Consider the following 13,263-nt stretch of genomic DNA (forward strand, 5'->3'; position numbering starts at 1 on the left):
GCCTGACACCCTTAGTGTGCTGTGCACTATTGTTACAGTGGCAACGCCCGCCTGACCGGGCCCATCTGCCACTTTTAGTGTTTCATTTGGTCCATTTCGTCAATATTGACAGTTTTCCTGTTACGGTAAAGCGACATTAGGATAGCCAGACCTACTGCCGCTTCGGCAGCAGCGACGGCCATTGCGAACAACGCGAAAACCTGTCCGGTGATGGACGGTGCCATTCCGTATTTGCTGAACGTGACGAGATTGATGTTCACAGCATTCAGCATCAACTCAATGGAAATCAACACGATTACGGTATTTCTTTTTGTAAGCGCACCGTATAAGCCAATGCAAAATAAAATGAGTGCTAGTGCCAGGAACGCTGAAGCGGGGACTGAACTCATTTGCTATCCCCCTCCTTATCCTCTCGTTTTGCTAAAATAATCGCTCCGATCAGAGATGCTAATAGTAAAACAGATACAAATTCAAACGGAATAATATATTTGCTGTATAATGCTTTACCAACTTCCAGCGTGTTGTTTTCATGCAGGTTTGAAGGAACCTGATCGATTGGGAAATTGTAAATGCCAACGTAAACGGCAAACGCAAAACCCACAACACCTAGGAATAATAAGATCCTTCTCCACTTGCTGCCATTAGAGGCACTTTCACCCTCATCATCGTACGGCTTCGTTAACATGATCCCGAACAACATAATGATCGTAATCGCACCGGAGTAAATCAACACCTGCACTGCTGCCACGAATTCGGCATTGAGCAGAATGTAGATTCCTGCAATGGCCACGAATGTGAAGATTAAGGCCACGACCATGTGTACGACTTTGTTCAGATTCAGTAAAAGCACGCCGCCGATGATCGCCACAAGCGCAAGGGCCATAAATGCGAAAAACTCGCCTGTTAATGTCATGCTTTATTCACCTGCCGTACGTTTTCGTCGTTCTCATCCAAATATTCAAGGTTCTTAAATAACATGTCCCGGCTGTATTCCGCCAGCTCAAAGTTATTGGTCATAACGATGGCCTCTGTCGGGCAGACCTCTGTACAAAGATCGCAAAGGATACAGATTTCAAAGTTAATATCGTATGTGTCGATGATTTTCCCTTTTTTCGTCGGGTCCGGATGCTTCTTACCCGTTAATTGAATGCAATCCGTCGGGCAAATGTTCGCACACTGATTACACACGATACATTTTTCCGGATAAAACTTCTGAATCCCGCGGAAGCGGTCCGGAAGCGGCAGCGGCTCATTCGGATAATCATAAGTAACCTTCTCACGAGACAACTGCTTCAGGGTATACTTCAAGCCTTTAGCTAATCCAAGCACGTTTTTCACCCCTTTAAAAAATTTTCACTTCTATTAATTTGTGGTGCCCATAAGCGGTGCCTGACACCCATTTCTTTTTTTTTAAAAAAACAACGATTTGATAATGGCAGTCAGCATGATGTTTGCGAGCGCCACTGGCATTAAGATTTTCCAAGCGAACTCCATGAGTTTGTCGGCGCGCATCCGTGGAAATGTGCTTCGGAACCACAAATAAAGGAACAAGATCACGCAGAACTTTAACGCGAACCATACGGCTCCCGGGATAAAGTCAAGGAATCCGAATGGGGCCATCCAGCCGCCAAAGAATAATATAGTAATTAAGGCAGTCATTGCGAATAAATACACATATTCTGCCAGCATGAAGAAGGCCCAGCGGAAACCGGTGTACTCGGTATGATAACCGGCAACAAGCTCGGACTCTGATTCCGGAAGGTCAAACGGTGTCCGGGACAGTTCCGCAGTCGAAGCGATTAAAAATACGATAAACCCGATTGGCTGCAGTAAAATAAACCAGCCGTGCTTTTGGGCATGCACGATATCATTTAAGTTCAAACTGCCCGATAATAAAATAACGCCAAGAACGGACATAACAAGCGGAATTTCATATGAAATCATCTGCGCTGTTGCCCGTGCGCCCCCTAACAGGGAATATTTATTGTTGGAAGCCCAGCCTCCTAGTAGAATTCCGAAAACCGTCAATCCGGATACGGCTACATAGTATAGCAACCCGACGCCAAGGTCAGCGAACTGAAAACGGTCCGTAAACGGAATGGTTGCCAGCACCATGAATGATGGTGCAAACGCGATGACCGGCGCCAGAATAAACATTGGACGGTCAGCCATTTTCGGGATGATATCTTCTTTTAATAAAAGCTTTAAAACGTCGGCAACGGTTTGCAATAGTCCAAAGCGTCCGCCGAGCTGGTTCGGACCGTGGCGAAGCTGAATGTAACCCATGACCTTCCGTTCCGCTAAGATTGAGTACGTAACGAATCCTAATACGACTAATAGTAAGACAAGTCCAAAGATAAAGAAGAAGATAAAGTTAAACCAACCTGGACTTGACTGGAGCATCTCTTGTATCATCAGCCGTCCACCTCTCCAAGGACAATATCAATCGCGCCTAAAATAGCAATCATGTTTGCAATGTTTTCTCCCTTTAATAGCTTCGGAAGAATTTGCAAGTTATAGAAAGATGGTCTTCTAAACTTTAAGCGGTACGGTTCTTTTTTCCCGTCGCTATAAATATAGCAGCCAATTTCCCCGCGCGGCGATTCAATTCTGACAAAAGCTTCCCCTTTTGGCGCCTTGATGATTTTTGGCACCTTCGCCAAAATCTCGCCTTCCTCTGGGAACTGCTCAGCAGCCTGCTCTAAAATTTTCAACGATTCCTCGATTTCCGCCAGACGGCATTGGTAACGCGCCCAAGCATCACCGCTTTCCTGAACCGGAACATCAAAGTTGAAGCGATCGTAGATGGAATACGGCTCGTCTTTGCGCAGGTCCCATTTCACGCCGGTACAGCGCAGGTTAACACCGCTCAAGCTGTATTGCAGCGCGTCTTCCTTCGAATACTTGCCAATCCCTTTTACCCGGTTTAGGAAAATCTCATTCCCTGTCACCAGGCTGTGGTAGCCAGCCAGTTGTTCGCGCATATACGGAATAAATTCTTTTACTTTTTGAATCCAGCCCTCCGGTGCATCCCACTTGACGCCGCCGACACGCATGTAGTTGAACGTCAAACGTCCGCCTGAAAGCTCGTTCAGCATATTAATGATCATTTCCCGCTCGCGGAAGGCGTAGATAAACGGTGATGTTGCCCCAAGGTCAAGCAGGTATGTACCCCACCATACCAGGTGGCTCGCTACCCGGCCCAATTCCATCGCAATCACGCGCAGGAAATCCGCCCGTTCTGGAATCTCGATGCCCATCATCGTTTCTACTGCGTGACAGATCACGTAGTTGTTGGTCATCGCCGACAGGTAGTCCATCCGGTCGGTGTATGGAATAATTTGTGTATATTGCAGGTTCTCAGCCAATTTTTCAGTCCCGCGGTGCAGGTAACCGATGACAGGCTGTGCTTCGGTAATGATTTCCCCGTCGAGTTTAACGACAAGCCGGAATACGCCGTGCGTACTTGGATGCTGAGGACCTACGTTAAGCATCATTTCTTCTGTTTTGATCACTGGTTACACCTCCACATCATACGGCTCATAGTCTTTTCTCAGTGGATAGCCAACCCATTCTTCGCCAAGCATAATCCGGTGCAGGTTTGGATGCCCGGTAAACTTGATGCCAAGTAAGTCGTATGCTTCACACTCAGGCCAGTCAGCGCCCGCCCATACTGGCTGCAAGGATTCGATGATCGGCTCATTCCGGTCAATCTTCACCTTGAAGGCGACGGATTGGCGGTTTTTGTATGAGTATAAGTGAACATAAATTTCCATATGTGTTTCAAAGTCAGTTCCGTGCAGCTCTGATAAATAGTCGAAGCCTAACAGCTCATTATATTTTAAAAATTGTGCAAGCTTAAAGTAGGCTTCCCGCTTCACCACAAGGGTTGGAACATCCTTCGATAGTTTATTAATATAAAAATCTTCTAAAACTTCGGAACCCATGTTTTCTTCGATTACTTTAACGTACTTATCAAGGTACGGCTGGTTCGGAGATGGCTTCGCCTCGGCTGCTGGCTCGGCAGCTCCTGCTCCGCCTTTTGCTGCGGCCGCTTTGGCCTTGGCTGCTGCTACAGCGGCTGCTTTCGCTTTCGCTGCGGCAATGGCTTTTGCTTTTTCATCATCGCCTGCTGGTGCATCTTCCGCTCCGCCTTCACGTTTTGCTTTGGCTGCTGCCGCTGCTTTGGCCTTCGCTGCTGCGGCGGCCTTTGCTTTTGCCGCTGCTGCGGCTTTCGCTTTGGCGTCGTCTCCGCCTGCTTCTGCGGCAGGTTCTGCGGCTTGGTCTGCACCGCCAGCTAGCTCCATTGCTTTCCGTTTCGCTGCTGCGGCCGCTTTTGCTTTCGCTACAGCTGCTGCTTTTTTCTTCGCTAGGTCATCGGCGTCGCCGCCTGCTCCTGCGTCTGCTGCTTCCGGTGCTTCTGGTGTTGCAGCAGGTTCTGAGGCCTGGTCTGCACCACCCGCTAGCTCCATCGCTTTCCGTTTCGCTGCTGCGGCTGCTTTTGCTTTCGCTACAGCTGCTGCTTTTTCTTCGCTAGGTCATCGGCGTCGCCCGCTCCTGCTTCAGGTACTCCAGGTGCTGGTGCTGCGGCCTCTGCTGCTGGCTCTTCATCCGCGATGCCTTCACGTTTCTTCTTCGCTAACGCTGCTGCTTTCGCCTTCGCAGCGGCTGCGGCTTTTTTCTTCGCTAAATCATCAGCGTCGCCTGCTCCTGAACCAGCTGCAGGTGTCGCTTCAACCGGTGTTTCCTCTTGCTTTGGCGCAGCTGATTCAGCCGGCTTCTGTCCGGCTTCCCGGGCAGCTCGTTTCGCTGCCGCCTCGGCCTTTGCCTTTGCCACGGCCTCTCGCTTTAATTGTTCGAGATCCTTTTCCCCGCTCATTTATCAGGTCACCTTCTTCCCAGTCTTCGCTTCGTAACGAATTTTTTCCTTCAATTTATTGATTCCATAAATTAAGGCAGCTGGGTTTGGCGGGCAACCTGGGATATACACGTCAACCGGCACAATCTGGTCAACACCCTTGACAACGGAATACGATTTTATGTATGGTCCGCCTGCGGTTGCGCATGACCCCATCGCGATCACCCATTTAGGTTCCGGCATCTGGTCATATAAACGGCGCAAAATCGGTGCCATTTTTTTCGTAACTGTTCCAGAAACGATCATACAGTCAGACTGACGCGGTGACGGACGGAAAAACGATCCGAACCGGTCCAAGTCGTAGTGAGCCGCACCCACGCCCATCATTTCTATCGCACAACAAGCCAGACCAAATGTCACCGGGTACAGCGAACTGCTTCGCGCCCAGGCCTTCACTTGCTCCAGCGAAGTCATAAACACATTCTGTTTTAACTCCTGCATCTCCAAATCGGTAACGCCATCTAGTTTTAGATCCATCGTAGCACCTTCTTTTTCCAAGCATACACTAGGCCTAATAATAGCAAGAATACGAAAATTAACATTTCGATCAATGCGAAAACGCCTAGCTTATCATAGGCAACCGCCCATGGATATAAAAATACCGTTTCCACATCAAAAATAACAAACATTAGGGCAAAAATATAATAGCGGACATTGAACTGTACACGGGAATCGTGAAATGGCTCAACACCGCTCTCATATGTGGTCAACTTTGCTTCGCTAGGTTTGTGCGGACGCAAAAGCTTACCTAAATATAATGCCACCACCGGCAGCAACACCCCGAGACATAGGAACACGAAAACTATCAGATAATTATTCTGATATACATTCAAAAGTTCCATGCCTATCCCCTCCAATGTTGTAAATTTTCATTAATTAGATTGTAACCGAATTCATTATAGCATTGTTACAAACCCATGTCGACAAGCCAATCCTTTAATTTGGAAATCTATTCACAAACTCAATTTCCAAAATTAGGATACCTAAAAATAGCTCTTTAAAAAAGTATTCTATTGAGTAATTTTCTGGGTACTTGGTCCTCTTTATCACCCACAATGCCTCTCGATTCGACAACTACCCCTATTTAAAACCAAAATCCCGCCCATGTCAGTGAGGTTTGTCATTTTTAACCCAAACCTTTTTGAAAAATTGCTTTTTGATTGGTATTTCACATAAAAATTCGTCCTGGCTCCGCAGTTTGTACTTCCCGCTCAATACATTCATATTCCTAAAATCAAAATTCATTCATTTTAGCTTGGAAAGCAGACTTTTATAGCGGGTAATTTCCAGTTAATTTACAATACTTTCCGCTTTTGAGTACTTACTTTCACTTTTTAGATATTTACTTTCCTGATTGGGCCATTTACTTTCCATTTATATCAGTTTACTTTCCAATTCAATCAATTTACTTTCCTCTTCATAAAACTCACCATATTCTTTTGATGCATAAGAACCGTCCCCATACCTCAATCCGTAACCCCCAACAAAAATAAAAACCCCTCCGACCGGCATCTAAGGCCGGCCAAAGGGGTTGGATTCATTGTATTTACATATAAGTACGAGAACCGTATTTTACAACCGGTATTATAAATTATCGATTTCCCGCCACATTTATACGGTTAACCGCGCGGCGCAATGCCGATTCAGCACGTTTGAAGTCGACATGCTCCTGCTGCGCCTGCTGGATACGCTGTTCGGCACGTTCCTTAGCACGCTGCGCACGTTCTATATCGATATCTGACGCCTTTTCTGCAGCCTGGGCAAGAACAGTTACCTGTTCAGGACGGACTTCTAAAAAGCCGCCGCTGACAGCGATTTGTTCTTGTTTGCCGCCAGCCAATTTCAAACGGACAGCACCGATTTCCAGTGGTGCCACCAATGGAATGTGACCTGGCAAAATGCCTAGCTCGCCGCTTTTTGCTTTTGTACTCACCATTTCCACATCTGATTCATAAACCGGACCATCGGGAGTTACAACACTGACTTTAATCGTCTTCATATTTTACCCCTCCCTGAAAGGTTAGACCTCTACGCCCATGCGTTTTGCGGCCTCAACCACTTCTTCAATGCGGCCCACAAGACGGAATGCATCTTCTGGAAGATGGTCATATTTACCTTCAAGGATTTCTTTGAATCCTTTAACTGTTTCTTTAACAGGTACATATGAACCTGGCTGACCAGTGAACTGTTCAGCAACGTGGAAGTTTTGTGATAAGAAGAACTGGATACGACGCGCACGGGCAACGACTAACTTATCATCATCAGAAAGTTCGTCCATACCTAGAATCGCGATGATATCCTGTAATTCACGATATTTTTGCAATGTTTGCTGTACTTGACGAGCAACATTGTAATGCTCTTCTCCAACAATATCAGGTGATAATGCACGAGAAGTAGAAGCAAGAGGATCCACCGCAGGGTAGATACCCATTTCAGAAAGCTTACGCTCAAGGTTTGTTGTTGCATCTAAGTGAGCGAAAGTTGTCGCCGGAGCCGGGTCAGTATAGTCATCGGCCGGTACGTAAATCGCTTGGATTGATGTAACAGAACCTTTATTAGTTGAAGTAATACGTTCTTGCAATTTACCCATTTCAGTAGCAAGTGTCGGCTGGTAACCAACGGCAGATGGCATACGGCCAAGTAACGCAGAAACCTCAGAACCTGCTTGTGTGAAACGGAAGATGTTATCAATGAACAATAACACGTCTTGTCCTTGCTCATCACGGAAATATTCAGCCATTGTCAAACCAGTCAAGGCAACACGCATACGTGCTCCTGGCGGCTCGTTCATTTGTCCGAATACCATCGCTGTTTGCTTGATAACGCCGGAATCTGTCATTTCGTGGTAAAGGTCGTTTCCTTCACGAGTACGCTCACCTACACCTGCGAATACAGAAATACCGCTGTGCTCTTGCGCGATGTTATTGATTAATTCCTGGATTAATACGGTTTTGCCTACACCGGCACCACCGAATAGACCGATCTTACCACCCTTAATATATGGCGCAAGAAGGTCAACTACCTTGATACCAGTTTCAAGAATTTCAACCTCTGTTGAAAGATTTTCATATGTTGGTGCTTCGCGGTGAATGGAATCACGGCGTGCACTTGCTGGGATTTCATCTTTTAAGTCGATTGCTTCACCTAGTACGTTAAATACGCGGCCAAGTGTTGGCTCCCCAACTGGTACGGAAATTGGCTTACCAGTATCTTCTACTTCTAAACCGCGGGTTACACCATCAGTAGATGCCATCGCGATTGTACGAACAGTATCATCACCTAAATGAAGGGCTACTTCAAGGGTTAGGTTAATATCTACTTCAGATGCATTTTGCGCTTTTCTTACGACTTTAAGCGCATTATAGATCTCAGGAAGATGACCATTTTCGAACTTAACGTCAACAACCGGACCCATAACCTGAAGAACATGTCCTTTGCTCATCATTTTTCCCTCCTAACTTACTCTTTGCAAAAACTATCAAATTGGCGCTAAACACCAAATACTTACTATTCTAACGCTGCGGCACCGCCGACGATTTCCGTGATTTCCTGCGTGATCGCCGCTTGGCGGGCACGGTTGAAGCTTAATGTCAGGCCGCGGATCAGTTCGTGCGCATTGTCGGTTGCGTTACGCATTGCGGTCATCCGGGCAGCGTGTTCACTTGCTTTACTGTCTAACAGTGCACCATAAATCAAGCTTTCCGCGTATTGTGGAAGAAGGACTTCTAAAATCTCTTCCGCACTTGGCTCAAACTCATAGGAAGTGAGCTTGTGAGAAGTTGAAATATCCGTTAATGGAAGCAGCTTCTTCTCATTTACTTCCTGCGAAATTGCACTGATATAGTGGCTGTAATAAACATATAATTCATCGAATGTTCCATCAGAGAACATGCCGACAGTTGTGCTTGCAATGTCTTTAATATCTTGGAAGCTCGGCTGGTCGTTAACCCCGATAATGTCAAGGACAACGTTGTAACCCCGCTTCACAAAAAAGTCACGCCCCACTCGGCCAATCGCAATAATCGCAAACTCGTCATTGGATGTATGACGGCTTTTGATTGTTTGATGGACACGGCGGATTACGTTACTGTTAAACGCACCAGCAAGACCGCGGTCGGATGTGATCACGATGTAGCCTGTCTTTTTTACAGGACGATGGGTCAGCATCGGATGACTCACGCCGCCTGCACCAAGGGCAATCGATGCAGTAACTTCCTGAATTTTTTCCATATAAGGCACGAATGATTTTGCGTTCATAACACCGCGATTCCACTTCGCAGCAGAAGTCATTTCCATTGCCTTTGTAATTTGACTTGTCTTTTTCGTCGAATTAATCCGCGTTTTTATATCGCGTAATGAAGCCATTAGGTTCTCACCACCCTCATTCAAAGAATGTCAGGCGATGGCTAAAGACACCGGGTCCGAAACCATCGCCGCCGTTCATATTGCTAGACCTTATTGCTCAGAAGCAGCAAACGTCTTTTTAAAGTCGTTGATTGCTTTAGCCATATCATCGTCTTTCGGAAGATCCTTCGTAGTCGTGATTTGGTCTAACAAATCTTTACGGTTGTGGTCTAACCAGCTATGGAATTCTCCTTCAAAACGGCGAATATCCTGTACTGGAATATCATCAAGGAAACCGCGAGTTAATGCATATAGAATCATAACTTGCTTTTCAACAGATAGCGGCTTGTTAAGATCCTGCTTTAGAACCTCAACTGTACGCGCACCGCGGTTAAGCTTTGCTTGAGTTGCCTTATCAAGGTCAGAACCGAACTGAGCAAATGCTTCTAATTCACGGTAGGATGCAAGGTCAAGACGCAATGTACCGGCAACCTTTTTCATTGCCTTGATTTGCGCAGAACCCCCTACACGGGAAACGGAAAGACCTGCGTTGATCGCTGGACGTACGCCAGAGAAGAAGAGGTCGGATTGTAAGAAAATCTGTCCATCAGTGATGGAGATAACGTTTGTTGGGATATAAGCAGAAACGTCACCTGCTTGTGTTTCGATAAATGGCAATGCTGTGATAGAACCAGCGCCAAGCTCATCATTTAATTTCGCAGCGCGCTCAAGTAAGCGTGAGTGTAAGTAGAATACATCCCCTGGATATGCTTCACGGCCTGGAGGACGGCGAAGTAACAAGGAAAGCTCACGATAGGCAGATGCCTGCTTTGTTAAATCATCATATACGATTAATACGTGCTTACCGTTGAACATAAATTCTTCACCCATTGCAACCCCTGCATATGGTGCTAAGAATAGCATTGGAGCAGGCTGTGATGCAGATGCAGAAACAACGATCGTGTATTCTAATGCGCCATTTTTACGAAGTGATTCAACGGCGTTACGTACTGTTGATTCTTTTTGTCCAATCGCAACATAGATACAGATCATGTTTTGACCTTTTTGGTTGATGATTGTATCGATTGCAACGGATGTTTTACCTGTTTGACGGTCACCAATGATTAACTCACGCTGTCCACGTCCGATTGGCACTAGTGCGTCAATCGCTTTAATACCAGTTTGCAGCGGCTCATGAACGGATTTACGAGCCATAACGCCAGTTGCTACTTGCTCAACAGGGCGGGTTTTCTTTGCATTGATTGGACCCATGCCATCGATTGGTTGTCCTAATGAGTTAACTACACGTCCAATTAGTTCCTCACCAACCGGAACCTCCATGATGCGTCCTGTACGGCGAACCTCGTCACCTTCTTTGATGTCAGTGAAAGGTCCTAAGATAATGATACCAACGTTATTCTCTTCAAGGTTTTGCGCCATACCCATAACGCCGTTTGAGAATTCAACAAGTTCTCCGGCCATGACATTGTCAAGACCATGGACACGTGCGATACCGTCACCAACGGAGATAACAGTACCAACATCGGTCACTTGAATTTCTGCCTGATAGTTTTCAATCTGTTGCTTTATCAGGGCACTGATTTCTTCAGCTTTGATGCTCATGAGTTTCACCCCTATTCTACGATACTTTTCGTACACATTTTACTTTGAGAATTGTCCAGCTCCAGCTCCCAGCGGCTAGTGTCCTTCGCTCTTCTCCCTACGATAAGTCAAGCACGAATGCGCTATCGCTCTTCGTGTTTCCTTTATCTCAGTCGAAGCGCTCCAGGCCATACGCCGCTAAACGGTCGCTTCCGCTTTTCGTTTTAGCTTAACAATTTACGTTCTAAACGGCTTAGCTTGCCGCGTAATGATCCATCATATATACGGTTTCCGATGCGAAGCATAACGCCTCCGAGCAAATCGGAATCCACGATATTTTCAATTCGTAATGATTTCTTCCCAATCTTAGCTGCAAATGTGGCAGAAATAGCTTCACGCTCCGCGTCTGAAAGCGGGCGGATGCTGGTAACTTCCGCTTCGGCAATGCCGAGTTCATCATTTGTCAGCTCCGTGAATTGATTCACAACTTCCACGATTTCGCCTTCACGATGACGTTCGATTAGGATCAATACTGTATTTAAGACATATTGATTAACAGATGTAAAAGCGTTTTTCACAATCTCTTTTTTCTTTTCAATAGGAAGCTTCGAAGATTTGAGAACAGCTTTTAAATCAGGATTGTATTGTAAAACTTCCTTGACTACACGAAGTTCTTCTTCCACTGTACTTAGAATCTGCTGTTCCTTTGCAATTTGAAAAAGAGCCGACGCGTAGCGTTTTGCTACTAGTTGGTTGCTCATCGCCCTTCTCCTGCCTCTTTAATATATTCGTTAATAAGCGCATCTTGGTCCGCTTGAGATAATTCTCTTTCAATTACTTTAGAAGCAATTAACACAGACAATGAAGCCACTTGTTCGCGAATAGCGGCAACAGCTTTTTCTTTCTGCTGTTCGATTTCAAGCTTGGCAGCATCCTTTTGGCGTTCCGCTTCTTGTCGGGCCGCTGCGATGATTTCCTCACGCTGGATATCGCCTTGCTTTTTCGCACTTTCAATTAAGCTCTGTGCTTCTGCACGGGCTTCTTTTAAAAGATTTCTTTGTTCTTCTAAAAGCTTCTTCGCTTCTCCGCGGCTTTCTTCAGCTGCGTTGATTTCACTTGCAATATGCTCTTCGCGCTGTTTCATGATGCCCATTAATGGACCCCACGCAAACTTTTTCAGCAATGCCAAGAGGACAATAAACACGATCAGTTGGAAGAAGATATCTCCATAATTAACGTGGCCGCCCGCTTGCTCGGCTGCACCTAATACTAAACTGCTTGTTAACACCCTGGGTTCACTCCTTTCAAGAGTTGCTCACACTAGAAATGCATAAACGAACATAAATGAATGGCGAAGTTAGATGAATGTCTCTTCGCCATCTGGAGTTTTTTAATTTTAGCGGTTTAAGACCATGAACGCGATAACAACGCCGATGATCGGTAATGCTTCTACTAACGCAACCCCGATGAACATTGTAGTTTGTAGTAAACCACGTGCTTCTGGCTGACGAGCGATACCTTCAACTGTACGTCCTACGATAAGACCGTTACCAATACCTGCGCCTACTGCTGCTAGACCAATTGCAATTGCTGCTGCTATAAGATTCATTATTTTGTTCCTCCTTAAAATGTATAAATATGTTTTATTTTTTATAAAAAAATATATTAATGGTCATGACTCACTTTGTGTGCCATATAAACCATCGTTAACATAGTAAAGATGTACGCTTGGATGGATCCGACGAAGATCGAGAAGCCTTGCCATACAAGTGTTAGCGGAATAGCGGCGATTGTGCCGGCGATTCCTTGGTGTGCTAATCCCGCTGCCAAGAGCGATAGAAGCAATTCACCAGCGTAAATGTTACCGTAAAGACGCAGACCAAGCGTCAATGTGTTCGCAAATTCCTCGATAATCTTTAACGGGAATAAGAATTTCATTGGAGTGAAGAAACCTTCTCCATATCCTTTTGCGCCCTTTAGCTTGACGCCGTAATAATGGGTTAGACCCAAAATCATGACCGCTAGGGTTAACGTAATAATCGGGTCAGCTGTCGGTGATTTCCACCAAAGCTTATCGTCAACGACGATTGCGAAAGGAAGACCCAGCATATTTGATACAAAAATATACATGATTAATGTAATCCCCAGGATGTGGAATCGCCCGCCTTCTTTCCAATCCATTGTGCTGTTGATGATGCCTTTTACAAAGTCCATCACCCATTCCATAAAGTTTTGCATCCCCGTAGGTTTCATTGCCAGCTTGCGGGTTGCTAATACGGCAATAAGAAAGACAATTGCACTTGCAATTGTGATCATAAGAACGTTTGCCCCGTTAAACCAGAGACCAAACAATTCAAACTCAGGAGCCCCATGATGCATATAAACTCACCTCGCTTCCC

17 protein-coding genes are annotated in these 13,263 nt (G+C 45.8%); all 17 read right to left on the minus strand.

Annotation, left to right across the window (positions count from 1 at the left end):
- Positions 1-74: 74 nt before the first annotated feature.
- A complete protein-coding gene (gene nuoK, locus QNN06_RS30230) occupies positions 75-389 on the minus strand; it encodes an NADH-quinone oxidoreductase subunit NuoK (protein WP_217032537.1) in 315 nt (104 codons plus the stop codon).
- Entirely contained in the window at positions 386-913 is a 528-nt protein-coding gene (locus tag QNN06_RS30235) for an NADH-quinone oxidoreductase subunit J (RefSeq protein WP_213117147.1), read from the minus strand. The genes nuoK and QNN06_RS30235 overlap by 4 nt, the downstream gene beginning before the upstream one ends.
- Positions 910-1,329, minus strand: a complete 420-nt coding sequence (gene nuoI / locus QNN06_RS30240) for an NADH-quinone oxidoreductase subunit NuoI (RefSeq protein ID WP_213147983.1) — start codon at positions 1,327-1,329, stop codon at positions 910-912. Before nuoI ends, QNN06_RS30235 begins: the two co-directional genes overlap by 4 nt.
- An 81-nt stretch (positions 1,330-1,410) precedes the next feature.
- Positions 1,411-2,415, minus strand: coding sequence for an NADH-quinone oxidoreductase subunit NuoH (nuoH, locus tag QNN06_RS30245; RefSeq protein ID WP_284036669.1), 1,005 nt, complete (start codon positions 2,413-2,415; stop codon positions 1,411-1,413).
- Positions 2,415-3,515: an NADH-quinone oxidoreductase subunit D gene (locus QNN06_RS30250; RefSeq protein WP_284036670.1), complete on the minus strand. Its 1,101-nt coding sequence runs from the start codon at positions 3,513-3,515 to the stop codon at positions 2,415-2,417. The genes nuoH and QNN06_RS30250 overlap by 1 nt, the downstream gene beginning before the upstream one ends.
- 3 nt (positions 3,516-3,518) lie before the next feature.
- A complete protein-coding gene (locus QNN06_RS30255) occupies positions 3,519-4,472 on the minus strand; it encodes an NADH-quinone oxidoreductase subunit C (RefSeq protein WP_284036671.1) in 954 nt (317 codons plus the stop codon).
- Between the two features lie 38 nt (positions 4,473-4,510).
- Positions 4,511-4,879 carry a hypothetical protein gene (locus tag QNN06_RS30260; protein ID WP_284036672.1) on the minus strand — a complete coding sequence of 123 codons (369 nt, stop codon included), beginning with the start codon at positions 4,877-4,879 and terminating at the stop codon, positions 4,511-4,513.
- A gap of 3 nt (positions 4,880-4,882) precedes the next feature.
- Positions 4,883-5,395: a NuoB/complex I 20 kDa subunit family protein gene (locus QNN06_RS30265; protein ID WP_213117142.1), complete on the minus strand. Its 513-nt coding sequence runs from the start codon at positions 5,393-5,395 to the stop codon at positions 4,883-4,885.
- Positions 5,386-5,760 carry an NADH-quinone oxidoreductase subunit A gene (locus QNN06_RS30270; protein WP_213117141.1) on the minus strand — a complete coding sequence of 125 codons (375 nt, stop codon included), beginning with the start codon at positions 5,758-5,760 and terminating at the stop codon, positions 5,386-5,388. Before QNN06_RS30270 ends, QNN06_RS30265 begins: the two co-directional genes overlap by 10 nt.
- 749 nt (positions 5,761-6,509) lie before the next feature.
- On the minus strand, positions 6,510-6,917 hold the full coding sequence (locus tag QNN06_RS30275) for a F0F1 ATP synthase subunit epsilon (RefSeq protein WP_284036673.1): 408 nt from the start codon (positions 6,915-6,917) through the stop codon (positions 6,510-6,512).
- A gap of 21 nt (positions 6,918-6,938) precedes the next feature.
- The gene (gene atpD / locus QNN06_RS30280; protein ID WP_213117139.1) at positions 6,939-8,360 is read right to left on the minus strand and encodes a F0F1 ATP synthase subunit beta; all 1,422 of its coding nucleotides are present in this window, start codon (positions 8,358-8,360) and stop codon (positions 6,939-6,941) included.
- 65 nt (positions 8,361-8,425) lie between these two features.
- Entirely contained in the window at positions 8,426-9,283 is an 858-nt protein-coding gene (gene atpG, locus QNN06_RS30285) for an ATP synthase F1 subunit gamma (protein WP_213117138.1), read from the minus strand.
- 90 nt (positions 9,284-9,373) lie between these two features.
- Positions 9,374-10,885 carry a F0F1 ATP synthase subunit alpha gene (gene atpA / locus QNN06_RS30290; protein WP_213117137.1) on the minus strand — a complete coding sequence of 504 codons (1,512 nt, stop codon included), beginning with the start codon at positions 10,883-10,885 and terminating at the stop codon, positions 9,374-9,376.
- A 203-nt stretch (positions 10,886-11,088) separates the two neighbouring features.
- Entirely contained in the window at positions 11,089-11,625 is a 537-nt protein-coding gene (locus QNN06_RS30295) for a F0F1 ATP synthase subunit delta (RefSeq protein WP_213117136.1), read from the minus strand.
- A complete protein-coding gene (locus QNN06_RS30300; RefSeq protein ID WP_213117135.1) occupies positions 11,622-12,152 on the minus strand; it encodes a F0F1 ATP synthase subunit B in 531 nt (176 codons plus the stop codon). The genes QNN06_RS30295 and QNN06_RS30300 overlap by 4 nt, the downstream gene beginning before the upstream one ends.
- Before the next feature lie 108 nt (positions 12,153-12,260).
- On the minus strand, positions 12,261-12,473 hold the full coding sequence (gene atpE / locus QNN06_RS30305) for a F0F1 ATP synthase subunit C (RefSeq protein ID WP_027323467.1): 213 nt from the start codon (positions 12,471-12,473) through the stop codon (positions 12,261-12,263).
- Between the two features lie 56 nt (positions 12,474-12,529).
- Positions 12,530-13,243 carry a F0F1 ATP synthase subunit A gene (gene atpB, locus QNN06_RS30310; protein ID WP_213117134.1) on the minus strand — a complete coding sequence of 238 codons (714 nt, stop codon included), beginning with the start codon at positions 13,241-13,243 and terminating at the stop codon, positions 12,530-12,532.
- Positions 13,244-13,263 lie beyond the last annotated feature (20 nt).

The organism is Neobacillus sp. 114 (assembly GCF_030127045.1).
In the GTDB taxonomy this organism is placed as follows: domain Bacteria; phylum Bacillota; class Bacilli; order Bacillales; family Cytobacillaceae; genus Neobacillus; species Neobacillus rhizophilus.